Origin of the sequence: Mycolicibacterium aichiense, from assembly GCF_010726245.1 — a bacterium.
In the GTDB taxonomy this organism is placed as follows: Bacteria; Actinomycetota; Actinomycetes; order Mycobacteriales; family Mycobacteriaceae; genus Mycobacterium; species Mycobacterium aichiense.
The window spans coordinates 733,098-754,745 of the sequence record NZ_AP022561.1 but is presented as its reverse complement, the minus strand read 5'-3'; the positions used below and the strand labels follow the sequence as shown (position 1 = coordinate 754,745).

At 66.1% G+C, this 21,648-nt stretch carries 23 protein-coding genes and 4 tRNA genes; 14 read left to right on the top strand and 13 right to left on the bottom strand.

Annotated elements, in window-relative coordinates; translation table 11 throughout:
• Nucleotides 1-3: 3 nt before the first annotated feature.
• The 5 genes from G6N32_RS03670 to G6N32_RS03650 form a co-directional block, all read right to left on the bottom strand.
• Entirely contained in the window at nucleotides 4-1,077 is a 1,074-nt protein-coding gene (locus G6N32_RS03670) for a phosphotransferase family protein (RefSeq protein WP_115317323.1), read from the bottom strand.
• A complete protein-coding gene (locus G6N32_RS03665; protein WP_115317324.1) occupies nucleotides 1,074-1,898 on the bottom strand; it encodes an SDR family NAD(P)-dependent oxidoreductase in 825 nt (274 codons plus the stop codon). The genes G6N32_RS03670 and G6N32_RS03665 overlap by 4 nt, the downstream gene beginning before the upstream one ends.
• Before the next feature lie 189 nt (nucleotides 1,899-2,087).
• Nucleotides 2,088-2,161 (bottom strand) — tRNA-Phe (locus G6N32_RS03660).
• A 38-nt stretch (nucleotides 2,162-2,199) separates the two neighbouring features.
• Nucleotides 2,200-2,276 (bottom strand) — tRNA-Asp (locus tag G6N32_RS03655).
• Between the two features lie 41 nt (nucleotides 2,277-2,317).
• A tRNA-Glu gene (locus G6N32_RS03650) sits at nucleotides 2,318-2,390 on the bottom strand.
• A gap of 122 nt (nucleotides 2,391-2,512) precedes the next feature.
• On the opposite strand from G6N32_RS03650, the gene G6N32_RS03645 reads away from it, so the two are divergent.
• The 4 genes from G6N32_RS03645 to G6N32_RS28435 all read left to right on the top strand — a co-directional run bounded on the left by G6N32_RS03645 (nucleotide 2,513) and on the right by G6N32_RS28435 (nucleotide 5,192).
• Nucleotides 2,513-2,585, top strand: a tRNA-Lys gene (locus tag G6N32_RS03645).
• An 85-nt stretch (nucleotides 2,586-2,670) separates the two neighbouring features.
• Nucleotides 2,671-3,336 (top strand): GAF domain-containing protein, encoded by a 666-nt coding sequence (locus G6N32_RS03640; RefSeq protein ID WP_115317325.1) that lies wholly within the window; start codon nucleotides 2,671-2,673, stop codon nucleotides 3,334-3,336.
• Nucleotides 3,337-3,434: 98 nt separating this feature from the next.
• Nucleotides 3,435-4,919 carry a sugar transferase gene (locus tag G6N32_RS03635; protein ID WP_115317326.1) on the top strand — a complete coding sequence of 495 codons (1,485 nt, stop codon included), beginning with the start codon at nucleotides 3,435-3,437 and terminating at the stop codon, nucleotides 4,917-4,919.
• Nucleotides 4,920-5,033: 114 nt separating this feature from the next.
• A complete protein-coding gene (locus G6N32_RS28435) occupies nucleotides 5,034-5,192 on the top strand; it encodes a hypothetical protein (protein ID WP_165760831.1) in 159 nt (52 codons plus the stop codon).
• 58 nt (nucleotides 5,193-5,250) lie between these two features.
• On the opposite strand, the gene G6N32_RS03630 is transcribed toward G6N32_RS28435, so the two are convergent.
• Nucleotides 5,251-6,282, bottom strand: a complete 1,032-nt coding sequence (locus tag G6N32_RS03630) for an oxygenase MpaB family protein (RefSeq protein ID WP_115317327.1) — start codon at nucleotides 6,280-6,282, stop codon at nucleotides 5,251-5,253.
• Nucleotides 6,283-6,351: 69 nt separating this feature from the next.
• Here G6N32_RS03630 and G6N32_RS03625 point away from each other — a divergent pair, with 69 nt between their 5' ends.
• Nucleotides 6,352-6,948: a TetR/AcrR family transcriptional regulator gene (locus G6N32_RS03625; protein ID WP_115317328.1), complete on the top strand. Its 597-nt coding sequence runs from the start codon at nucleotides 6,352-6,354 to the stop codon at nucleotides 6,946-6,948.
• On the opposite strand, the gene G6N32_RS03620 is transcribed toward G6N32_RS03625, so the two are convergent.
• On the bottom strand, nucleotides 6,930-7,421 hold the full coding sequence (locus G6N32_RS03620) for a hypothetical protein (RefSeq protein WP_232077470.1): 492 nt from the start codon (nucleotides 7,419-7,421) through the stop codon (nucleotides 6,930-6,932). The two genes, G6N32_RS03625 and G6N32_RS03620, sit on opposite strands and share 19 nt — an antisense overlap.
• A gap of 189 nt (nucleotides 7,422-7,610) precedes the next feature.
• Here G6N32_RS03620 and G6N32_RS03615 point away from each other — a divergent pair, with 189 nt between their 5' ends.
• The 4 genes from G6N32_RS03615 (at nucleotide 7,611) to phoU (ending at nucleotide 12,754) form a co-directional block, all read left to right on the top strand.
• Nucleotides 7,611-8,606 (top strand): acyl-ACP desaturase, encoded by a 996-nt coding sequence (locus G6N32_RS03615; protein ID WP_102808218.1) that lies wholly within the window; start codon nucleotides 7,611-7,613, stop codon nucleotides 8,604-8,606.
• A 26-nt stretch (nucleotides 8,607-8,632) separates the two neighbouring features.
• Nucleotides 8,633-9,766: a tRNA dihydrouridine synthase DusB gene (gene dusB, locus G6N32_RS03610; RefSeq protein ID WP_115318852.1), complete on the top strand. Its 1,134-nt coding sequence runs from the start codon at nucleotides 8,633-8,635 to the stop codon at nucleotides 9,764-9,766.
• Nucleotides 9,767-10,001: 235 nt separating this feature from the next.
• Nucleotides 10,002-11,993, top strand: coding sequence for an LCP family protein (locus G6N32_RS03605; protein WP_115317329.1), 1,992 nt, complete (start codon nucleotides 10,002-10,004; stop codon nucleotides 11,991-11,993).
• Nucleotides 11,994-12,088: 95 nt separating this feature from the next.
• Complete coding sequence (gene phoU / locus G6N32_RS03600) at nucleotides 12,089-12,754, top strand: phosphate signaling complex protein PhoU (protein ID WP_115317330.1); 666 nt, start codon at nucleotides 12,089-12,091, stop codon at nucleotides 12,752-12,754.
• A 77-nt stretch (nucleotides 12,755-12,831) separates the two neighbouring features.
• On the opposite strand, the gene pstB is transcribed toward phoU, so the two are convergent.
• From pstB to G6N32_RS03570, 6 genes are all read right to left on the bottom strand, one after another.
• Nucleotides 12,832-13,608, bottom strand: coding sequence for a phosphate ABC transporter ATP-binding protein PstB (gene pstB, locus G6N32_RS03595; RefSeq protein WP_115317331.1), 777 nt, complete (start codon nucleotides 13,606-13,608; stop codon nucleotides 12,832-12,834).
• Nucleotides 13,609-13,617: 9 nt separating this feature from the next.
• Nucleotides 13,618-14,532 carry a phosphate ABC transporter permease PstA gene (pstA, locus tag G6N32_RS03590; protein WP_115317332.1) on the bottom strand — a complete coding sequence of 305 codons (915 nt, stop codon included), beginning with the start codon at nucleotides 14,530-14,532 and terminating at the stop codon, nucleotides 13,618-13,620.
• Nucleotides 14,529-15,554, bottom strand: coding sequence for a phosphate ABC transporter permease subunit PstC (gene pstC, locus G6N32_RS03585; protein ID WP_115318853.1), 1,026 nt, complete (start codon nucleotides 15,552-15,554; stop codon nucleotides 14,529-14,531). The genes pstA and pstC overlap by 4 nt, the downstream gene beginning before the upstream one ends.
• 75 nt (nucleotides 15,555-15,629) lie before the next feature.
• A complete protein-coding gene (gene pstS, locus G6N32_RS03580; protein ID WP_179964170.1) occupies nucleotides 15,630-16,757 on the bottom strand; it encodes a phosphate ABC transporter substrate-binding protein PstS in 1,128 nt (375 codons plus the stop codon).
• Between the two features lie 151 nt (nucleotides 16,758-16,908).
• Entirely contained in the window at nucleotides 16,909-17,877 is a 969-nt protein-coding gene (gene mshD / locus G6N32_RS03575) for a mycothiol synthase (RefSeq protein ID WP_115317333.1), read from the bottom strand.
• Entirely contained in the window at nucleotides 17,874-18,674 is an 801-nt protein-coding gene (locus G6N32_RS03570) for a winged helix-turn-helix transcriptional regulator (RefSeq protein WP_115317334.1), read from the bottom strand. Before G6N32_RS03570 ends, mshD begins: the two co-directional genes overlap by 4 nt.
• Nucleotides 18,675-18,881: 207 nt before the next feature.
• Between G6N32_RS03570 and lmeA the strand changes: the two genes are divergently transcribed.
• The 5 genes from lmeA (at nucleotide 18,882) to G6N32_RS03550 (ending at nucleotide 21,647) form a co-directional block, all read left to right on the top strand.
• Complete coding sequence (gene lmeA, locus G6N32_RS03565; protein WP_115318855.1) at nucleotides 18,882-19,679, top strand: mannan chain length control protein LmeA; 798 nt, start codon at nucleotides 18,882-18,884, stop codon at nucleotides 19,677-19,679.
• Nucleotides 19,676-20,095 (top strand): TlpA family protein disulfide reductase, encoded by a 420-nt coding sequence (locus G6N32_RS03560; protein ID WP_115317335.1) that lies wholly within the window; start codon nucleotides 19,676-19,678, stop codon nucleotides 20,093-20,095. The genes lmeA and G6N32_RS03560 overlap by 4 nt, the downstream gene beginning before the upstream one ends.
• Before the next feature lie 20 nt (nucleotides 20,096-20,115).
• A complete protein-coding gene (locus tag G6N32_RS29270) occupies nucleotides 20,116-20,217 on the top strand; it encodes an Ms5788A family Cys-rich leader peptide (RefSeq protein WP_410432906.1) in 102 nt (33 codons plus the stop codon).
• A 90-nt stretch (nucleotides 20,218-20,307) separates the two neighbouring features.
• Nucleotides 20,308-20,778: a DUF4395 domain-containing protein gene (locus G6N32_RS03555; RefSeq protein ID WP_115317336.1), complete on the top strand. Its 471-nt coding sequence runs from the start codon at nucleotides 20,308-20,310 to the stop codon at nucleotides 20,776-20,778.
• Between the two features lie 35 nt (nucleotides 20,779-20,813).
• Complete coding sequence (locus G6N32_RS03550; protein WP_115317337.1) at nucleotides 20,814-21,647, top strand: sulfurtransferase; 834 nt, start codon at nucleotides 20,814-20,816, stop codon at nucleotides 21,645-21,647.
• The last annotated feature ends 1 nt before the right edge of the window (nucleotide 21,648 follow it).

Sequence of the window (21,648 nt, the reverse complement as noted above, 5' to 3'; positions counted from 1 at the left end):
CTCCTAGCTTGTGACCAGCTCTAGTGTGCCCAGGTCGCGGATGGCCGCGCAGCCCCGCCGCAGCATCGCGGCCATCATGTCGTCGCCGCGTTCGGTTTCGACCGCGAACGCACACCCCAGCGCGGAGATCAGCGGAACCTGGATCATGCCCAGAAGATAGTCATGCCAGCAGGCGGCCGCGTCGTAGTCGGCGACCCCGGTATCGAGCAGGGCCCGGTGGTACTCGGCGACGAGCTCCTTCTCGGCCTCGGCCCGCAGCGCCGGCTCCAGGCTGGTCCCGGTGAAGTACGCCAAGTCGCGGCCCGCGAGCCCGACACCGAGGGTCTGCCAGTCGACCACGCTCACCCGGTCGCCGTCGAAGAGCAGGTTGTCCAACCGGTAGTCACCGTGCAGCAGCGCGAACCGGTCCGGCGCGTTGAGCAGCCATGGCGTCACCAGATCCATTGCCGCCACCAATGTTTCGGCGTCCTGCGCGTCCAGCCTGGACCCGAGTTTGTCGATGGTGATGCCGGCCGCCATCTTCGAGACGTCGCCGAGCCCCCGGATGGCGTCGTCTCCGACCACCGACATCGCCAGGCCGGGGAAGGTCTGCCAACGTTCGTCACACCAGGTCGGTCCGTGCAGACCGGCCAGGGCCCGCACCGCCAGCCGGGCCTCAGGCACACCGCAGCCGGTGATCTGATCACCCTGGACCGCCGGGGCCTGATCGGCCAGCAACAGGGCGTAACTGGCTCCGTCGTCGGCGATCTCGACGTGGTAGCACTGCGGGATCGGGATGGTCACCAGCTCGGCGACGGACTGATAGAACGCGCATTCGCTGCGGTAGCCCAGCGTCACCCGGTCCCGTACGGCGTCGTCGTTGGCAGGCAGCTTCAGGATGAAGCTGCCCGGCAGGTCGTCCGGGTTGTCGGCGTAGGTGGCCGTGACGCGGAATGTCGCGCCCGTCTGACCGGTGCCCACCGGCGTCACCTCAACGGCATCGACGTCGGCCGCCGACCCGGAACTGCGCAGAACGCCGGCCAGCCACTCGCTGGTGACGTCGGTGGGATAGCGAGGGATCGCGGTCGCGGCGCTCATGGTGTGGGCTGCCTTCCGTCGGAGCGTTGTCGGTCCACGAAGCGCACAGCCATCCGGTTGAGCAAGCCGGGTGCCAGACGCGCGAAAAGCCATGCCGCGCGGGCCTGACGAGGTGCGACCAGGAGGGCCTTGTTGCCTTCGATGGCCCGCAGCGTATCGGCGGCCAACCGGTCGGGGCTATAGAAAGTCTCATTGCGCTGGCCCATCCGGTAGAACTCGCGGCCGTTGAAGTCGCCGAGCCAGCCTTTGTCGAGGATCGGGGTGTCCACCGCGGTCGGGCAGATGGCCAGCACACCGACCCCGTGGCCCACAGCCTCGGTGCGCAGTGCCAACGACAGGCCGACGACGGCGTGTTTTGTCATCACGTAGCTGGTGATCCTGCCTGCGGCGGCCAGACCCGCCATCGATGCGGTGTTGATGATGTGGCCGCCCTGCTGGCGGACCATCTGCGGGTAGGCCGCGTGCACCCCGTGCACGACACCGCGAATGTTCACGTCGATGATGCTGTTCCACTGATCCAGGGTGAGCAGTTCGGTATCGCCGCCCCAGGTGATGCCTGCGTTGTTGAACAGCAGATCGATTCGGCCCGCGCGCTCGACGACACCATCGACCACCCGCTGGACGGCGGCGGCGTCGGTCACGTCGAGCTGCAGCGCGGTCCCCCGCTTGCTCAACGACGCGGCGGTGCGCTCAGCGGCGGCGCCGTCGATGTCGGTGCACAGCACGTCCGCGCCGGCATCGGCCAGCGCCCGGCACAGTGCCGCGCCGATTCCCGAGCCGGCGCCGGTGACGATCGCCTGCTTGCCGACGAAGCGCGTCACGCCGAGGCCATCCGATCGACGTGGGCGAGCACGTCGGGATAGCGCTGCTTGCGGCATGCCGCCTCCTGACAACGCTCGGCCGGTTCGCTCAAGTCGCGTCTACTGTAAGACATACGGCAAGCGCCGCGGTAGAGCGGCTCGTCAGGGCGGTGAGTGAAACAGCCCAGAAACGGGCCCAAGAAGACTGAGTGGCCAGGGCCGGGATCGAACCGGCGACCTTCCGCTTTTCAGGCGGACGCTCGTACCAACTGAGCTACCTGGCCGGAAGGCACTGTGCCAATCCAATGCCTCACCACATGCATGGCGACCCTGACGGGACTCGAACCCGCGACCTCCGCCGTGACAGGGCGGCGCGCTAACCAACTGCGCCACAGGGCCTTACTCGTACTGCTTGCATCCGACGATACCGTCGTCACGCGTACCCCCAACGGGATTCGAACCCGTGCTACCGCCGTGAAAGGGCGGCGTCCTAGGCCACTAGACGATGGGGGCCAGAACCGAATCACTTCGGGGTACTCACAACGAGTGCACGTTAGAGCGTCGTTAGCTTAGGGCACCACAGCCGCAATCCCAAAACCGAGTGCCATCTCCGGAGGCAGTATTGTGTGCGACGCGCCCCTATAGCTCAGTCGGTAGAGCTACGGACTTTTAATCCGCAGGTCCCAGGTTCGAGCCCTGGTGGGGGCACGACGGGGGCATGAACGGTTCTCCGCGGAACGCGGACCTTTCTGAGATCGCCCCTGGGCGTCGGGGGTGACTTATCGTGAGGGACATGAGTGACGGGGCCTCTCAGTCGGGGGGCGGCGCTGGGGCCGGTCCTCGGCACGGCGTTGACCGGCAGACCGGCCGGCATGTGATCGCGCGTCTGGTCGGTCCTGAACACGACCAGACCGTCCAAGCGGTCGTCGACCAGCTTTCCGGTGAGCAGAGCGCGGTCGACGCGATCGTCGACGACGCCGTGTCGGACCCCGAGCGCCTCGAGACGCTGGAGCGACTCGGCAACCACGACGACTACCGCAGCGCGACCCTGGACCGGGTGGCGGCTCTGACCGCCGAGGCGCTGGGCACGACGATGGCCGCGGTGTCCATCGTCTACCCCGACCGGCAGGTGCTGGCCGGGACCAACGCGAGTGACGAAACGCTGCCCCGGGTGCGACCGATCGAGATGTCGATCTGCAAGTTCACCGTCGCCAGCCGTGAGCCGCTGGTGGTCGACGACACCCGAGCGCATCCCCTACTGGCGGACCATCCAGCGGTCAAGGAAGGGGTGCTGGCCTACGCCGGAATTCCGCTGATCGACGGCAACGGTCACGTCGCGGGGACGCTCTGCACGTGGGACACTCGCCCGCGGCACTGGTCCAGCGGCCAGGTACAGATCCTCAACGATCTCGCCGCCGTCGCGCGCCAACGGCTTCTCGCCGAGCCACACGACAAGTGATCTTTGCCAAAAGGCGCCACACGGGGGGATATGTGACTCGACGGGCAGTGTTATCGGGTAGCGTCCCGCCTGTGGTTCGGCGGGTGAAGTGAGCGGTCATGGCGACACGAACTCTTCAGGTCGAGAATTCGCCGACCACTGCGACTCGTGACAGCAAACGAGCTCCAGGGAAGAAAACATTTGCCGAGCGGGTTCGCACCGATCCGTTGAGCACCATCATCACCGTCGCGATCGACGTTCTGTCGGTGAGCGTCGCGAGCGCACTGGGCACATGGTGGGCGATTTCCACCGGCGAATACCCCCCGGGCCAATGGTGGGTGGTTCTGTTCGTGCCGGTGGTGATCGCCATGCTCGCCGTGCGCGGGGTCTACCGGCGTCGACTGAACCGGGAGTTCCTCGACGAACTCGGTCCCATTGAAGCGACCGTGGCCATCTCGACGATGTTCCTGCTCGGCGCCATGCTGATCCACAACGAAACCGGCCGACCCGGCGCGACCGTGGTCAAGATCTGGATCTGCGCCGCGGTCCTCATGCCGTTCGGCCGGCTGGTCAGGGTGATCATCCAGCGCAGTCTGCGGCGACACCATCACCTCGTGGCACCGACCCTCATCGTCGGCAACGGCCGCGTCGCCGGCCACATCATCAACCGCCTCGAAGAGTTCCCGGAATACGGCCTCGGGCCGGTCGGCATCATCGACGCCGAACCGTGGTTCGGCCAGGCGGGCGACCCGCGGCCCGACATCCCGTATCTGGGTCCTCCGGAAGACATCGACAAAGCGATCAAGGAGACCGGCGCGCAGAACGTCGTCATCGCGTTCTCCCGGACCCAAGATCAGGTACTGACCCATGTGGTCCGGGCCGCCCACCGGAACGGCCTTCGGGTCTGGGTGGTGCCGCGGATGTTCGACACGATCGGCGAGCGGGCCCGCATCGAGCACATCGGCGGGACCCCCCTGCTGGCGCTGCCCCACACCAACCCGCGCGGCTGGCAGTTCACCGTCAAGCACGTCTTCGACCGGGTGATGTCTTTCCTTCTGCTGCTGGTTATCTCGCCGGTCTTCCTCACCCTGGTGCTCCTCGTGAAGTTGAGCTCGCCGGGGCCGATCTTCTTCCGCCAGCCGCGGGTGGGCCGCGACGGACGCGTCTTCGACTGCCTGAAATTCCGCACCATGCGGGCACCCTCCGCCGCCGATGCGGCGTTCCAGCTCAAGACCGGCGCCGCGCCCGGTGGCGTGGAAGGTGTCGACCGCCGCACGAAGATCGGCAAAATTCTGCGCGCCACGTCGCTCGACGAGCTGCCGCAGTTCCTCAACGTGCTCAAGGGCGAGATGAGCCTGGTGGGTCCCCGGCCCGAACGGCCGGAGTTCGTCGAGCTGTTCGAGGCACAGATCCAGCGATACGGCGAGCGTCACCGCGTTCGAGCCGGCGTCACCGGATGGGCTCAGGTACACGGACTACGTGGGCAGACGTCCATCGCCGACCGGGCCGAGTGGGACAACTACTACATCGAGAACTTCTCGATCGCCCTCGACCTGAAAATCCTGGCGCTGACGATTCCGGCGGTCCTGCGCCGCGCGGAGTAAAGCTTCGATAACGGCGCGGTCGGCTGGCGTGTGAAAGATACCCGGACCGGGTAACTCCCAGTTAACGCATCGGGAGCGGGGCAGTCCTGTTTCACGCGCGCCTCAGGAGTTAACATGAGTCACCCACTGCTCACGTCGACCGACGTAATCCGCCACGCGATCGCCGACCAAGTCCGGCGCCTGGGCGGCAATGACGAGAACATCGACGACATCGCCTTCGCCGCGTCCTATGCCGTTATGTGCTGGGGTTTGGCTGCCGCCGAAAGCAATTGACGGTCACGTCCGTCGGACCCGCGCACTTCGCTTGGGCCCCGGTTTTGTCGGCGAACCGTCAGGACGCCACGTTTTTCGCCGGGCATCGGTCGCCGAGGTAATGAATTCCGTTGTCGCGCTCCCCTACCGGCGGCAGATTGCGAGCCGGGGTGTGGATCAGCGGCGCGTCGAGAGGAATCCGGCCGGTGGCGCGATCCCAGCCCGCACGCGCACGCGGGTGCATCCGACGACGGGCAGGCAAGGCCTTGAACACCAGATTGACCGTGCGGCCAAACAACCTGTGCAGCCGTGCATCTCGCTTCGACCACCGGTAGCCCATCAGGTCGCGGACCGGCTGGTCGTAGAGCCCGACAGTGATCCACACCGCCAATGGACCGAGCACCTTCAGGTACGCGGACCATAGGAAGTCCGGAATCCATTGCAGTGAAGGATGTTTGGGCATCGTGGACAGGTCGAGAACCTCGCGGGTCGCCCAGTTGTTCTCGAGGACGTTGCGGCACATGTGATCCCAGTAGGCCTGAAACTCTTCCCAACTTGCCGGCACCGGGCGCATGCTCATGCCGTACATCCGGTACCAGGTGACGTGCTCGTCGAACAGTTGGCGCTTCTGGTCCTCGGTCAGACCGTCGCCGAAGTGCTCAGCCGTCAGGACCGTGCCCATGAAAAACGTTGCGTGGGCCCAGTAGAAGACATCCGGGTTGAGTGCGCTGTAGCGGCGCCCCTGGGCGTCCACACCCTTGATCGGAATGTGGTAGTCACGGACTTCCGCACCGGTGGCCGGCGACCGATCGCCGTCGAACACCACACCCCCGATGGGGTATAGCGATCGCAGCAGACGGGGCAGCCGCTCCATGAAAAAGATCGAATGCTGCTCGACGGCGGCGCCGAGCTGAGGATGCATGTTCTGCATCGAGCCGGCCCATGGCCCCTGCAGCAGTCCGCGCCAGTCACCGAAGTATTTCCACGTCAGCGATTCGGGGCCGAGAACGGCTGGCGGGCTGTCATATCCTCCGTCGGTCACCGGACAGCCGGACGCCACCTGCGCGCCTTCGCTGGTGACGGGGCACGATTCGGAAGTATCTTGACTCAACTGGTGACCTTCCCGAGGAAGTCTGGCACTTTTGACTACATGCGTTGTCACCAAGAGCTTAGGAGCGATGTGACGTCGGGTCAACGACGGGGCCGCTGGTCGGGCGTCCCACTGCCGGACCGACAGGTGCTGCGTCGCGACGAACTGATCGGCGCCGGCGTCACACTGCTCGGCAGTCCCGGCGGCCCGGCGCTGACGGTGCGTGCGGTCTGCCGCCACGCCGGCCTCACCGAGCGGTACTTCTACGAAAGCTTCTCCGACCGCGACGAGTTCGTCCGGGCCGTCTACGACGACGTATGCAATCGCGCCATGACAGCGCTGCGGTCGGCGGCGACGCCGCGGGCGGCGGTCGAACAGTTCGTGAGTCTGATGGTGGACGATCCGGTCAGGGGCCGCGTGCTGCTGCTGGCGCCGCAGGTCGAAGCCGTGCTGATCCACTCCGGCGCCGAGTGGATGCCCAGCTTCATCGAACTGCTGCAGAGCAAGCTGACCGCGATCAGCGATCCGGTAGTGCAGAAAATGATGGCGACCGGGCTGATCGGGGCATTGACCGCACTGTTCACGGCCTACCTCGACGGTCGCCTCGAGGCGTCGCGCGAGCAGTTCATCGACTACTGCGTCGACCTGCTGCTCGCTCGCACGGCGAGCTATCCGCCCGCGACCTGACCTGCCTCGCCCGGAACATTGCCTGTCTGATCCAACTCGCTCGACTCGCTCTGCTGCGCCTCGGCCTGCGCCTTGGCGAGCTGCTCCTCATAGTCGGAGCGGGCCGCACGTCCTTCGGGGCTGCCGATGGAGTTACCCGGCACGCCGGCCGTCGCAAAGGTGTTGTTGCAGTTCAAGTACAGCAACACACGGTTGCCGGGGTTGGTACCACTGGAGTCGAGGAAGTCCGCGCTGCGCGATCCGGTGACCATGCACTGCTCGGTCGGCAGGAAGCTGCCGACCCGGGTGGCGATGGTCGCCGACTGGCCCGCGTCGCTGATCGCCTGCGCCGCATCGGCGTACGTCTGACCCGCGTACTCGTTGATCGCCGAGGCGGTCCCGGACCCGAACATCGCGACCGATGCCACCGCTGCACCGAGCGCACCAACGCCGAGGACCAAATAGTTCTTCATCGCGACCTCCGAGATGTGCATTGCCTGTGCATTTGCGTACCAAACGCTGGTTGCCTGTGGTGCGCAAATGATACGCCGGGTGACCGGAGTGTGCAGCACAGCCAGAGACGCGACGAGCCGTTACCAACATGCCGCAGGGGGAACTTGAATGTCACCGAGATACACAGATATATTGAGTGCAACCACTAGGAACAGATAACTGGAGGGCTCATGTCGAAAGACCTGACCGACCTCGATCTCCTGCACGAGCTGGAACCGGTGGCGGAGAAACTCATCAACCGCCACATGACGATGATGAAGGACTGGAACCCGCACGACTACATCCCGTGGTCGGACGGCAAGAACTACTACGCCCTCGGCGGCCAGGACTGGGATCCCGAGCAGTCGAAGCTCTCCGAAGTCGCCCGCACAGCGATGGTGCAGAACCTCCTGACCGAGGACAACCTGCCCGCATATCACCGCGAGATCGCGATGAACTTCTCGATGGACGGCCCGTGGGGCTACTGGGTCAACCGGTGGACCGCCGAGGAGAACCGGCACGGCATCTCGATCCGCGATTACCTCGTGGTCACCCGCAACTGCGATCCCGTCGAGCTCGAAGAACTCCGGATGGAGCAGATGACCCGCGGCTTCTCACCGGGCCAGAACCAGCAGGGCGATCTGTTCGCCGAGAGTCTGTTCGACTCGGTCATGTACGTCAGCTTCCAGGAACTGGCCACCCGGGTGTCGCATCGCAACACCGGCAAGGCCTGCAACGACCCCGTCGCCGAGCAGCTCCTGGCCAGGATCTCCAACGACGAGAACCTGCACATGATCTTCTACCGCGACGTCAGCGAGGCCGGCTTCGACGTGGCCCCCAACCAGGCGATGAAGTCGCTGCACCGGGTGCTGCGCAACTTCAAGATGCCCGGATACACCGTGCCGGACTTCCGGCGCAAGGCGGTCATCATCGCCATGGGCGGCGTATACGACCTGCGTATCCACCTCGACGACGTGGTGATGCCGGTGCTCAAGAAGTGGCGCATCTTCGAGCGCGACGACTTCACCGGCGAAGCCGCGGCAATGCGCGACGATCTGGCGAACCTGATCACGGAAATCGAAGAGGCCGCCGACAAGTTCGAAGAGTCCAAGGCTCGCAAACTCGAGCGGGACGCGCGTCTCGCCGAGAAGCGCAGCGCCAAGGCATTGGCAGGGGCGGCAACATAGCAGACATCGCACCAGCGGCCACCGGGCTGCGGATCGGGCCCTTCGCCCTCCGCAGCCCGGTTGTCTTGGCGCCCATGGCCGGCGTCACCAACGTCGCGTTCCGCACCCTGTGCCGGGAGCTCGAGGAGGCACGGGCCGGAACCGTGTCCGGCCTCTATGTCTGTGAGATGGTGACCGCCCGAGCGCTCGTCGAACGCCACCCGGTCACCATGCACATGACGACGTTCGCTCCACAGGAGTCGCCGCGTTCGTTGCAGCTCTACACGGTCGATCCGGCGACCACCTATGCGGCCGCCCGGATGATCGTCACCGAGGATCTCGCCGACCACATCGACATGAACTTCGGCTGCCCGGTACCCAAGGTCACCCGTCGCGGCGGCGGTGCCGCACTGCCCTACAAGCGACGGCTCTTCGGCCAAATAGTGGCCGCCGCTGTCCGCGCCACCGAAGGCACCTCGGTGCCGGTGACCGTCAAATTCCGGATCGGCATCGACGACGATCACCGCACCCACCTCGATGCGGGCCGGATCGCCGAGCAGGAGGGTGCCGCCGCGGTAGCGCTGCACGCGCGCACCGCGGCCCAGCGCTACTCCGGAACCGCCGACTGGGACGAGATCGCCCGACTCAAAGAAGCGGTGACGACGATCCCGGTGCTCGGCAACGGCGACATCTTCGAGGCCAACGACGCCCTGGCGATGATGGCGTCGACCGGATGTGACGGAGTCGTCATCGGCCGCGGTTGCCTTGGCAGGCCCTGGCTGTTCGCCGAGCTCTCAGCGGCGTTCACCGGCTCGCCGACGCCGACCCCGCCGACGCTCGGTGAAGTCACCGACATCATCCGCCGCCACGGCGAGCTGCTCGCCGATCACTTCGGCGAGGACAAGGGCATGCGCGATATCCGCAAGCACGTCGCCTGGTATCTGCACGGCTTTCCCGCGGGTGCCGACATACGGCGAGCGTTGGCGCTGGTCAAGACCCTGGCGGAGCTGGACAGCCTGCTCGACCGCCTCGATCGCGACATCCCGTTTCCGGACGCCGCGACAGGACCGCGAGGACGTCAGGGGTCGGCATCGTCGGTCACTCTGCCGGAGGGCTGGCTCGACGACCCCGACGACTGCACGGTGCCCGCGGGGGCTGATGTGATGAACTCCGGAGGCTGAACCGAGACGGTCCCGACACCTGTGCGAGCTGGCGGGTCGACGGCTTGTCTCAGTACGATGGTGATCTTGTCTTGTCGTGGGGCCCTGGAGTGGCGGACAGCCACCGACTGCTGCTACAAGACATAGGACAGTTGAGACGGCCGCGCATCGATGCCGGCCGAGGTGTCGGTACAACCGGACCATCAATGTGCACGCGCGTCGATGCGCACGACCTAGAGTCGGAGGCGACTGGAACATGAGTGACGGCGGCAACGCCACTCCTGGCCAGCACGGCGCCTCCGACGAGGGCGAGCGGGTGACCAGGACGCCTCGTGCAGCGGCCCGCGCCGCGCCCTGGGAACGGGTCACAGCACCCGCTCCCCCGAGCGGCAATCACACCCAAGGCGTCACCGTCGCCGACCTGATCGCGAAGGTGTCCGGCTCCCGCCCCGCGACCGAGCCCACCCGGCACCGGGCCGAGGACGACGACGAGCGTGCCGACGACGCCACCGGCGTCGCCGGCCTGACCGACCTCACCGAACCCATTCCGGTCGTCACCGCCGCCTACGCCGACGAAGTGCCCGACCTCGAGGCGATCCGACGCGCGCGCGGTCCGCTGGCCGCCGACCCCGATGCGGCGCCGTCGAGCACAGAAAAGAAGAAACCCAAGTCGCGCCGCAAGCCCGTGCTGCTGGCCGGACGATCCGCGGCAGCGCTGTTCGCGGTGTCCGCCCTGGTGCTGACCGGCGGCGCCTGGCAGTGGCAGTCCACCAAGAACGATCTGCTGCGCAATGTCGCGGCGCTGGACACCAATTCGCGCGACATCATCGATCCGAACGCACAATTCGGCGACGAGAACTTCCTGATCGTCGGCGTCGACAGCCGCACCGGCGCCAACGGCGAGATCGGGGCAGGCACCACCGAAGACGCCGGCGGCGCCCGGTCGGACACCGTGATGCTGGTCAACGTCCCCGCCGACCGCAAGCGCGTCGTCGTGGTGTCGTTCCCCCGGGACCTGGCCATCACTCCCGCCTACTGTCAGGCCTGGGACCCCGACACCGGCAAGTACGGCCCGGTCGCTGACAAGGCCACCGGCGAGATGAGCGACGACTACCGCTACACCGAGACGAAGCTGAACTCCGCATACGCCTATGGCGGGCCGAAATGCCTGGTCAAGGTCATCCAGAAGATGTCGGGGCTGTCGATCAACCGGTTCATGGCCGTCGACTTCGCGGGCTTCTCCAAGATGGTCGACGCGGTCGGCGGCGTCGAGGTGTGCAGCACCACCCCGCTGAAGGACTACGAGCTGGGCACCGTGCTGGAGAACGCGGGCCGCCAGACGCTCGACGGGCACACCGCGCTGAACTACGTCCGCGCCCGCCAGGTCACCACCGAGCTCAACGGCGATTACGGCCGGATCAAGCGCCAGCAGCTGTTCCTGTCCTCACTGCTGCGCTCGATCATCTCCAAGGACACGTTGTTCAGCCTCACCAAGCTGAACAACGTGGTCAACGAATTCATCGACGACACCTACGTCGACAACGTCCGGACCAAGGACCTGGTCGACCTCGGCCAGTCGCTGCAGGGCGTCAACGCCGGCCGGATCACCTTCGTCACCGTGCCCACCACCGGAATCACCGACGCCGACGGCAACGAACCGCCCCGCACCCAGGACATCCGCGCGCTGTTCGACGCGATCATCAACGACGATCCGCTGCCCGGCGAGAACGACACCAACGCGACGACGAGCCCGATGACGGCCTCGCAGAATGCCATTCAGGCCGCCAAACCCAGCCCGGTCGAGCAATCGGGACAAACGCCCCAGACTGAATTGGTCAACGCCGTCACCACCGACCCGCAGGACATCACGGTGCAGGTGTCGAACTCCACCGGCCAGGACGGGCTGGGCTCCACCGCCGCCACCGCGCTCAGACAACACGGCTTCCACGTGCTGGCTCCGGACGATTACACCGGCACCGTCACCGCGACCACGGTGATGTTCTCCGCGGGCAACGAGCAGGCGGCCGCCACCGTCGCAGCGGCGTTCCCGGCCGCGCAGATGGAGCGCATGGACGGCCTTGGCGAGACCGTCCAGGTTGTGCTCGGACCTGACTTCAGCAGTGTTGCCGCCCCGCCGCCAAGCGGATCGGCGGTCAGCGTGCAGGTCAGCCACAATTCCAAGAGCACTCCCACCGAGCTGCCAGAAGATCTCACAGTCACCAACGCCGCCGACGTCACCTGCGAATAAGCAGGGCCGAGCATGACGGGTGTTTGCGTTCATTCACCCGTCGTTCACTCCACCTCGGCATACTGGGTGCACTGGCAGAAAGTAGGGTGGACGCCATGCGGACCGCATACCACGAGCAGCTTGATGCGCTGACCAACCAGCTGGCCGAGATGTGCCGGATGGCCGGAGTCGCGATGGAACGAGCCACCCAGTCACTGCTTCAAGCCGACCTGGTGCTGGCCGAACAGGTCATCACCGACCACGAGCAGATCTCGGCGGCCAGTGCGCGCGCCGAGGAGGCGGCCTTTGTGCTGCTGGCGTTGCAGGCGCCGGTCGCCGGCGATCTGCGGGCGATCGTCAGCTCCATTCAGATCGTCGCCGACGTCGACCGGATGGGAGCGCTGGCGCTGCACGTCGCCAAGATCGCCCGTCGCCGGCATCCCCAGCACACGCTGCCCGAGGAAGTCAACGGCTACTTCGCCGAAATGGGCCGTGTTGCAGTCGATTTGGGCAACAGTGCGCGTGAGGTACTGCTGTCCCGGGATCCGGAGAAGGCGCGTCGCATCCGCGAAGAAGACGACGCGATGGACGACCTGCACCGGCATTTGTTCACCGTGCTGATGGACCGCGAGTGGAAGCACGGCGTGGCCGCCGCGGTCGACGTGACGCTGCTGGGCCGCTTCTACGAGCGTTTCGCCGACCATGCCGTCGAGATCTCCCGGCGAGTGATCTTCCAGGTCACCGGCCGGCTGCCCGAAGAAGAGGAAATCGCCGCGACCTGAGCCGCGGCCCCAAGGCACCAAGGCACCAAAAATCCGGTATCGCTTGGCGATACCGGATTTTTGTCGGTTTCGGAGGCCTACCCGAACCGGCCCGAGATGTAGTCCTCGGTGGCCTTCTGGCTCGGGTTGGAGAAGATCTTCTCGGTGTCGTCGATCTCGACGAGCTTGCCGGGCTTGCCGGTGGCCTCCAGGTTGAAGAAGGCGGTCTGGTCGCTGACGCGGGCAGCCTGCTGCATGTTGTGCGTGACGATCACGATCGTGAATTCCTGCTTGAGCTCACCGATCAGATCCTCGATGGCCAGCGTGGAGATCGGGTCCAGCGCCGAACACGGCTCGTCCATCAGCAGCACGTCGGGCTGCACGGCGATGGCGCGGGCAATGCACAGCCGCTGCTGCTGACCGCCGGACAGGCCGCCGCCGGGCTTCTCGAGCCGGTCCTTGACCTCGTTCCACAGGTTGGCGCCCTTGAGGGACCGCTCGGCGGTCTCGTCGAGCATCTTCTTGTTGCGGACGCCCTGCAGCTTCAGGCCGGCCACCACGTTGTCGCGAATCGACATGGTGGGGAACGGATTCGGCCGCTGGAAGACCATCCCGATGGTCTTGCGCACACCGACCGGGTCGACGCCGGATCCGTAGATGTTCTCGCCGTCGAGGAGCACCGAACCCTCGACGCGAGCGCCGGGAATGACCTCGTGCATGCGGTTGAGCGTGCGGAGCACCGTGGACTTGCCGCAACCCGACGGACCGATGAAGGCGGTCACGTTGCGCGGCGGCACCGCCAGCGATACGTCGGCGACAGCGTGGAATGCGCCGTAATAGATGTTGACGTCTTTGAGATCCAGCCGCTTGGCCATCGGAGGCTCCTAAACCTTTTTCGGGGCAAAGAATTTGGCGATGAAGCGCGCACCGACGTTGAGGATCGCGATCAGCACGATCAGTGTCAGTGCGGCGCCCCACAGTCGGTCGGTGGGGACGGGGTTGGCACCCGCACCGGCTGATGTCTGGTCGTACATCATGCCGGGCAGCGAGCCCATGAATCCGTTGAACATGTCGAAGTTCATCGCCTGCGAGTAGCCGACCAGGATCAGCAGCGGCGCGGTCTCGCCCATGACGCGGGCCAGCGCCAGCATCACGCCCGTGACGATGCCCGACAGCGCAGTCGGAATGACAATGCGCGCAATGGTTTTCCACTTCGGCACACCGAGCGCATAGCTGGCCTCGCGCAGATCCATCGGAACGATGCGCAACATCTCCTCGGTGGACCGCACGATCACCGGGATCATCAGCAACACCAGGGCCAGCGACACCGCGAAGCCGGAACGCTGAAAGCCCAACGTGGCCACCCAGAGTGCGTAAATGAACAGCGCGGCGACGATCGACGGTACGCCGGTCAGAATGTCCACCATGAATGTGGTGAGCTTGCCCAGCCGGGTTCCGCCGCCGTACTCCACCAGATAGATGCCGACGAAAACGCCGACCGGAATGGAGATCACCGCGCAGAACAAGCCCTGCAGCAGCGTTCCCACCAATGCGTGGTAGACACCTCCGCCGGGCATGAACGCGGTCATACCGGACTGCGAATGCGTCCACCAGCCGCTGTCGAGGACGATCTTCAAACCCTTGCTGATCACCGAGTACAGCACCCAGATCAGCGGCACCACAGCGACGAACACCGACAGCGTCACCAGAACGGTGGCGGTGTTGTTGGTCAGCTTGCGCCGCAGGCTGACCGCCTGGAAGGTCGGCGCCTTGACCGGCTGGTCGAGGGTCGAGGTCATCGGGCACCCCTTCCGGCCACCGCGGCGCGGGCCGCCGAGTTGACCACAAACGTCAGGATGAACAGGACCAGGCCGGCGGCGATGTAGGCCCCCGCCTTGTACTGGTCATTGAATTCCGAAGCCGCCGAAGCGATCTTGCTGGCAAAGGTGTACCCGGCGTCGAACAGCGACCACCCGAACGCCTTCTGCGTGCCGCGCAGGATGATCAGCAGCGCGATCGTCTCGCCAAGGGCGCGGCCGAGACCGAGCATCGCGCCGCTGATGTAGCCGGAGAGACCGAACGGCAAGACCGTCGTCCGGACAACCTCCCAGCGGGTCGCGCCGAGCGCCAGGGCGGCCTCGATCTGTCCTCGTGGCGTCTGGACGAACACCTCGCGGCTGACGGCGGTGATGATCGGAAGGATCATCACCGCCAACACGATGCCGGCGGTGAAGATGGTGCCACCGCCGGCCACCGACGCATTCCCGGTGTCGAACAAGAACAGCCAGCTGAGGTTGCCGTTGAGCCACATCGCCAGCGGTTTGAGCACCGGGGCCAGCACGTACAGGCCCCAGACGCCGTAGATGATCGACGGCACGGCCGCCAGCAGGTCCACCATGTAGCCCAACGGCCCGGACACCCGGCGCGGGGCGTACTGCGTCAAGAAGATCGCGATACCGAGCGCCACCGGCATGGCCAGGACCAAGGCGAACAGCGAGACGAACACCGTCACCTGCAGCAGATCCAGGATGCCGAACTTCATGTGGGCGGTGTCGGTGGTGAGCCAGTTTCCGCCGTAGGTGAAGAAGTTGGCGTCGTTTCGGCCCAGCGCCGGTACCGCACGCCAGACGAGGAACAGGCCGATCGCGGCGATCAGCGCGATGACGAGAATGCCGGAACCTTCGGACAACCCCCGGAAAATCCGGTCGCCCAGGCGCACCTTGGCTGTTCCGGACGGGTTCGTCGGGATCGAAGGCTTCTCGGGGAAGGGCTCGGCCACGACCTCGCCCGCGCCAGACTCAGCTGGATTGGGCCCGGGCATGTCTTGGGTCACATCCACCCCATCGCTCACTGATCTCTCCATCGTCACCGCAATCGACCTGCCTCGCCAGCGCTGTTAGGAAATTGCTTTGACGGAGGTGAGCAGTCGCTGCTTGAAGGCATCGGGCAGCGGAACATAGCCCGCAGCCGGCAGGCCCGACTGACCGTCGTTGGCCGCCACCGTCAGGAACGACTTGACCGCCGCGGCGGTGTCGGCGTCGTAGCCCTTGGAGCAGACGATCTCGTAGGTCGCCAGCATCAGCGGGTAGGCACCGGCCGCCTTGGTGGAGTACAGCGAGTTGAGGTCCAGCACCAGGTCGTTGCCGTCGGCCGCGAACTTCGCGGAGTCGATGGCGGCCTTGGCCGAGTCATCGGTGAGTTCGACGGGGCCGCTGCCGGTGTCGATCTGAGCCATGCTCAGCTTGGCCTGATCGGCGAAGCCCTTCTCGACGTAGCCGATCGCACCCGGGGTGGCCTGCACGGCCTGCACGACGCCGGCCGTCTTCTGGGCACCCTCGCCGGCACCACCCTGGAACTCCTTACCTGCACCCTTGGTCCAGGTCTGCGGCGCGGCGGCGGTCAGGTACTTCTGGAAGTTGTCGGTGGTACCCGAGGAGTCGGAACGATAGATCGGGGTGATCTTCTGGTCGGGAAGCGAGGCACCGCTGTTGAGTGCCGCGATCGCCGGGTCGTTCCAGTTGGTGATGGCGCCGGTGAAGATCTTGGCCAGCACATCGGCGTTGACGACGAGCTTGTCGACGCCGGGCAGGTTGTATCCCAGGGCGACCGGGCCGAACACCATCGGCAGGTTCCACGCCGGGTTGCCGCCGCAGCGCTTGGCGGCCGGGTCGACCTGATCCTTGGACAGCGGCGAGTCGGAGCCGGCGAAGTCGACCTGACCGGCGATGAACTGGGTGACACCTGCGCCGGATCCGGTCGGGTTGTACGAGAGGTTCTTGCCCGGGCACTTCTGGCCCCACACCTGGTTGAACACCGCCACGGCGTTCTGCTGCGCGGTCGAGCCCTCGGCGGTCACGGCGTTCTTGCCACCGCAGTCGGCAGAAGCGCTCGACGAGCCGGACGCGTTGGTCGAGGACGACGTCCCGGCGTTGTTGTCGCTTCCGCAGGCGGTGAGCGTCAGGCCGGTGATGGCCGTTGCTGACGCAGTCACGAGGAACGCCTTGCCAAACCTGTTCAGATTCACCTATCCCACTTTCTCCAGTGTTGCCCTGTTCGCCCCGGTAGGGGCACATGCACCACCCCGGAAGTTAGGCGTTGGTAGTGGACGGAACCCACCCGGAATATGAACGGAAGGTGAACAGGTTGATGAACGACGCATTGCGGGCAGCCGCGAACTAGCTGTGACTACCGCCACGGTCAATATTTGCTGTTCTCACCGCTCGGTAGGCGGTGTCCACGTTGGAGACAGCAAATCCAAGCCGCTGGTAGGTGTTGACCGCGGCGGTGTTGTCGGCTTCGACGTAGAGCAGGACCTCCGGAGGGCCGGAGCGAACCGCCCCGGGAGTGTTATCGGGCTCTACGTGTGAGCCCAGCACATTCGCCAGGTGCTCGATGCCGACCAGCGTGAGCAGCCGGCCCAGGCCGCGGCCCTGCGCGGCGGGGTCCACCCCGACCACGTAGACCTCACCCAGCCCGGGACTGTCGGAGTGCACTTTGGTCCAGTGGAAACCGAGCAGCCCGCCGGTGTCGTCGTCGACGGCGAGGAACAGACCGGCGGGGTCGAACCAGGATTCACGACGCCGTTCGTCGAGGTCGGCTGGACCCCAGCCGCCTTGTTCGGGATGCCAGGAGAAGGCGGCGTTGTTCACCCGCAGCAGTTCGGCGTCATCGCTCGGGCCGGCGTAGGTGCGGATCCGAATACCTTCGGGCACAACAACTTCGGGGATGTCGCGCAGCGTGCGGCGCATCTGCATCAGTTCCCGGACCGCGGTCATGCCGAGCGCGTCGGCCACCGCTTTGGCCGCGGGCAGGGTGCCGTGCGCCCAGAACCGGACCGCACCGCCGGTGGCGTCGACGGCCGACGCGAGCAGCGCTGAGCCGATACCGCGACGGCGGGCCTGCGGTGCGACGACGAGCTCACCCATCGCCTCGGCGCCGTCGCGTCCCGGCGTCAGATTGAGGTATCCGACCACGCCGTCATCCGCACCGGCGACCAGGTGCTGAGTCCGGGACTGCGGCAATTCCCGCAGTACCTGCTCGCCCACCGGCGCGACCCCGTCGGTTCGGGTGGCGGCCTCGATCACGGCGCGCACCTGCTCCTGCTCGTTCGGGCTCAGGGCAGTACGCCAAAGCGGGGCGCTCACTGAGTGCGCAGCGGCTGCGAGACCGGGCCGGACCGCACACCCATCGAATCCGAGATGTCCTCGCCGTCGTCGAACACGTCCTCGTCGTCGTCTTCGGTGAAGTCCGACTCGGCGGGCGCCGGACGCCCCCTGGCCGGACGGACCGCTTTGTAGCCCACGTTGCGGACCGTTCCGATCAGCGATTCGTATTCGGGTCCGAGTTTGGCGCGCAGACGACGCACGTGGACGTCCACGGTGCGGGTGCCGCCGAAGAAGTCGTAGCCCCACACCTCCTGAAGCAACTGCGCACGGGTGAACACCCGGCCGGCGTGCTGAGCCAGGTATTTCAGGAGTTCGAATTCCTTATAGGTCAGGTCCAGCGGGCGGCCGCGCAACCGGGCCGTGTAGGTGCCTTCGTCGATGACCAGTTCCCCGAGGCTCACCTTGCCCGCGCTCTCCTGGGTGGCCACGCCGCCGCGGCGGCCGACCAGCAGGCGCAGCCGGGCATCGATCTCCGCGGGGCCGGTGCTGGGCAGCAGGATCTCGTCCAGACCCCAGTCCATGTTGACGGCGACCAGGCCGCCCTCGTTGACGACGGCCACCACCGGCACCGACGTGCCGGTGGTCCCGAGCAGACGACACAGGCCACGGGCGGCCGCCAGGTCCGTGCGCGCGTCGACGATCGCGATGTCCGCCGAGCCCGCCTCCAGCAGCGACGAGACTTCGGTGGGCGCCGAGCGCACGTTGTGCGCGAGCAACGCCAGCGACGGCAGCACCGATTCTGGGTGCGGGTCGACGGTGAGAAGTAGCAGGTCCAACAAACTCTCCAATGCCCCGGATACTCATCGTCGACAGCGCCGTCGCGGTGACCCACCAGACTCATGGGCGACATATGGCCGTTACCCGGCCACGGGTCATCTAACTTTAACCCGCTACCTGCTATTTAGCTGATTTGAACGACTCCACCTGCCGTCGAGGGGGTGCGCGACGGTGGTTGCGCACCGGTTGTACGCCAGAATGTGCAGGTGCGAAAGCTGCTGATCACTCTCGGAGCGACGCTGCTCGCCGTGGTCGTCGGGGCGGTCGGCGTCGATTTCGGGGCGACGATCTACGCCGAGTACCGGCTCGCGCGCACCGTGCGCAACGCAGCCGGGCTGTCGTTCGACCCGTCGGTGGCGATCCTGGGCTTTCCGTTCATCCGTCAGGCGATGCAGCAGCACTTCGACGAGATCGAGATCAAGGCCAACGGAGTGCGCCACCCCGTGATCGGCAAGGCCTCACTGGAGGCGACCATGCACAACATCGACCTCACGCAGGCATCGTGGCTGATCAGACCCGATGCGAACCTGCCGGTCGGCAAGCTCGAGAGCCGGATCATCATCGACTCGCTCCACCTCGGCCGGTTCGTCGGCATGACCGACCTGATGGTCGAGGCCCCGTCGAAGGAGACCAACGACGCCACCGGCGGGACCACCGAGTCGGGTATCTCCGGCAGCAAGGGCCTGGTCTTCACCGGGACGCCGAAGAAGGCCGACTTCGACAAACCGGTCAGCGTTGCCGTCGACCTGTCGGTGGCAGGCCCGGAGCAGACCACGCTGGTTTTCACCGCGACGGATGTGCAAACCGGTCCCGGCACCGCTGACCAGCCGGTACCCGACGACAAGAAGGCGGCGGTGCTGGCGGCGTTCAGCGGCAGCCTGCCCGGTCAGAAGTTGCCGTTCGGGGTGCGCCCGACCACCGAGGGTGCCCGCGGCTCGGACATCATCATCGAAGGCATCGCCGAGGGAGTAACCATCCGGCTCGACGGGTTCACACAGTCATGAGCCCCGCATTGATCACCGCGATCGTCGCGATCGCCGCCGCGCTGGGCGTGGCGATCGTCGCAGGCGCGCTGCACAACCGGCGGTCCGGAGTGGTACGGGAAGCCGAATCGCAGGACGTCGACGTCAGCGACCTGGGTTTATCCCGGACCGGTCCAACCGTCGTGCATTTCAGCGCAGTGTGGTGCGGACCCTGCAGCGGCGTCCGGCGGGTGGTCAACCAGGTCTGTGCCGAGCTTCGTGACGTCGCCCACGTCGAGATCGACATGGATGCCGATCCGGCTGCCGCACGCAAGCTTTCGGTGCTGTCGTTGCCGACGACGTTCATCTTCGATGCCGACGGCCGGCAGCGGTACCGGACGGCGGGGGTCCCCAAGGCCGCTGACCTGCGCGCAGCCCTCGAACCTCTGTTGGCCTGAGGGCCCTCTCATTGGGTACCATGACTGCCGTGTCGACCCGCCTCGAGCTCGCGCTCACCAAGCGCCGCGCAGTTGATCTGTGCCGCGTAGCGGGTTGTTGCTGTTGTTGCTGTAGCTGCTGAGTCGCCGCGCCTTTCGTTCGCGCCGCCACTCTGGAGCGGCCGTCTGCGGCCCGTCTCCGCCCAGCCCGATCAGCAACAGGAAAGAAAATCATGCCAACAAGCATCACCACCACCCCGGCCGTCGCCCAGGTGGATGTCCGCGGGCCGCGCTTTGCGGCCTGGGTCACCACGGCCGTTCTGGTCGCGGTCCTCGTCGTCTCGGGATTCAGCACCATTGCGGCAGCTGTGCTCCTTGGGCTGCAGGCCCTGGTGTTCGCGGTCGGGGCGCTACGCGGCCCGCGTCAGCACCCCTACGGATTGATCTTCGCCAACGTCATCGCACCGCGGCTGAGCCCCGTCTCCGAGCGGGAACCCGTGCCGCCGTTGAAGTTCGCCCAGTTGGTGGGCTTCGTGTTCGCCATCGCCGGCACCGCCGGCTTCGCTCTGGGTGCGCCGCTGCTCGGCACCGTCGCCACCGCGTTCGCCCTGTTCGCCGCTTTCCTCAACGCCGCCTTCGGCATCTGCCTGGGCTGCCAGCTCTACCCTCTCGTGGCCAGGCTGCGCACGCCGGCCACCACCTGAGCTTTCCCAGACACGCAACCGAAAGGAACTACTTCATGGCACGCTCCGACGTCCTGGTCTCCACCGACTGGGCCGAGAGCAATCTCGATGCGCCGAACGTCGTCTTCGTCGAGGTCGACGAGGACACCTCGGCTTACGAAGACGGCCACATCGCCGGCGCCATCCGGCTGGACTGGAAGACCGAACTGCAGGACCAGGTCAAGCGTGACTTCGTCGATCAGGAGCAATTCTCGAAGCTGTTGTCCGACAAGGGAATCAGCAATGACGACACCGTGATCCTGTACGGCGGCAACAACAACTGGTTCGCCGCCTACGCCTACTGGTACTTCAAGCTCTACGGCCACGAGAACGTCAAGCTGCTCGACGGCGGCCGCAAGAAGTGGGAACTCGACGGACGCCCGCTGGTGACCGAGGTGCCCGACCGGCCCGCCACGTCGTACGCCGCGAAGGCCCCCGACAACACCATCCGTGCGTTCCGCGACGAGGTGATCGCCGCGATCAACGCCAAGAACCTGGTGGATGTGCGGTCCCCCGACGAGTTCTCCGGCAAGATCCTCGCGCCGGCTCACCTGCCGCAGGAGCAGAGCCAGCGCCCCGGGCATATCCCCGGCGCCATCAACGTTCCGTGGAGCAGGGCTGCGAACGAGGACGGCACTTTCAAGTCCGACGAGGACCTGGCCAAGCTCTACGCCGCGGCCGGCCTGGACGGCGAGAAGGAGACGATCGCGTACTGCCGGATCGGCGAGCGGTCGTCGCACACCTGGTTCGTGCTACAGGAACTGTTGGGGCACAAGAACGTCAAGAACTACGACGGTAGTTGGACCGAATATGGCTCCCTGGTGGGGGCCCCGATCGAGTTGGGAAGTTGAT

Bases quoted from the DNA above. Each gene is read 5' to 3' on its own strand.
- G6N32_RS03670 (WP_115317323.1), bottom strand. From the start codon at position 1,077: ATGAGCGCCGCGACCGCGATCCCTCGCTATCCCACCGACGTCACCAGC.
- G6N32_RS03640 (WP_115317325.1), top strand. From the start codon at position 2,671: ATGAGTGACGGGGCCTCTCAGTCGGGGGGCGGCGCTGGGGCCGGTCCT.
- G6N32_RS03635 (WP_115317326.1), top strand. From the start codon at position 3,435: ATGGCGACACGAACTCTTCAGGTCGAGAATTCGCCGACCACTGCGACT.
- G6N32_RS28435 (WP_165760831.1), top strand. From the start codon at position 5,034: ATGAGTCACCCACTGCTCACGTCGACCGACGTAATCCGCCACGCGATC.
- G6N32_RS03620 (WP_232077470.1), bottom strand. From the start codon at position 7,421: ATGCACATCTCGGAGGTCGCGATGAAGAACTATTTGGTCCTCGGCGTT.
- G6N32_RS03615 (WP_102808218.1), top strand. From the start codon at position 7,611: ATGTCGAAAGACCTGACCGACCTCGATCTCCTGCACGAGCTGGAACCG.
- G6N32_RS03605 (WP_115317329.1), top strand. From the start codon at position 10,002: ATGAGTGACGGCGGCAACGCCACTCCTGGCCAGCACGGCGCCTCCGAC.
- phoU (WP_115317330.1), top strand. From the start codon at position 12,089: ATGCGGACCGCATACCACGAGCAGCTTGATGCGCTGACCAACCAGCTG.
- pstB (WP_115317331.1), bottom strand. From the start codon at position 13,608: ATGGCCAAGCGGCTGGATCTCAAAGACGTCAACATCTATTACGGCGCA.
- pstA (WP_115317332.1), bottom strand. From the start codon at position 14,532: ATGACCTCGACCCTCGACCAGCCGGTCAAGGCGCCGACCTTCCAGGCG.
- pstC (WP_115318853.1), bottom strand. From the start codon at position 15,554: ATGCCCGGGCCCAATCCAGCTGAGTCTGGCGCGGGCGAGGTCGTGGCC.
- G6N32_RS03560 (WP_115317335.1), top strand. From the start codon at position 19,676: ATGAGCCCCGCATTGATCACCGCGATCGTCGCGATCGCCGCCGCGCTG.
- G6N32_RS29270 (WP_410432906.1), top strand. From the start codon at position 20,116: ATGACTGCCGTGTCGACCCGCCTCGAGCTCGCGCTCACCAAGCGCCGC.
- G6N32_RS03555 (WP_115317336.1), top strand. From the start codon at position 20,308: ATGCCAACAAGCATCACCACCACCCCGGCCGTCGCCCAGGTGGATGTC.
- G6N32_RS03550 (WP_115317337.1), top strand. From the start codon at position 20,814: ATGGCACGCTCCGACGTCCTGGTCTCCACCGACTGGGCCGAGAGCAAT.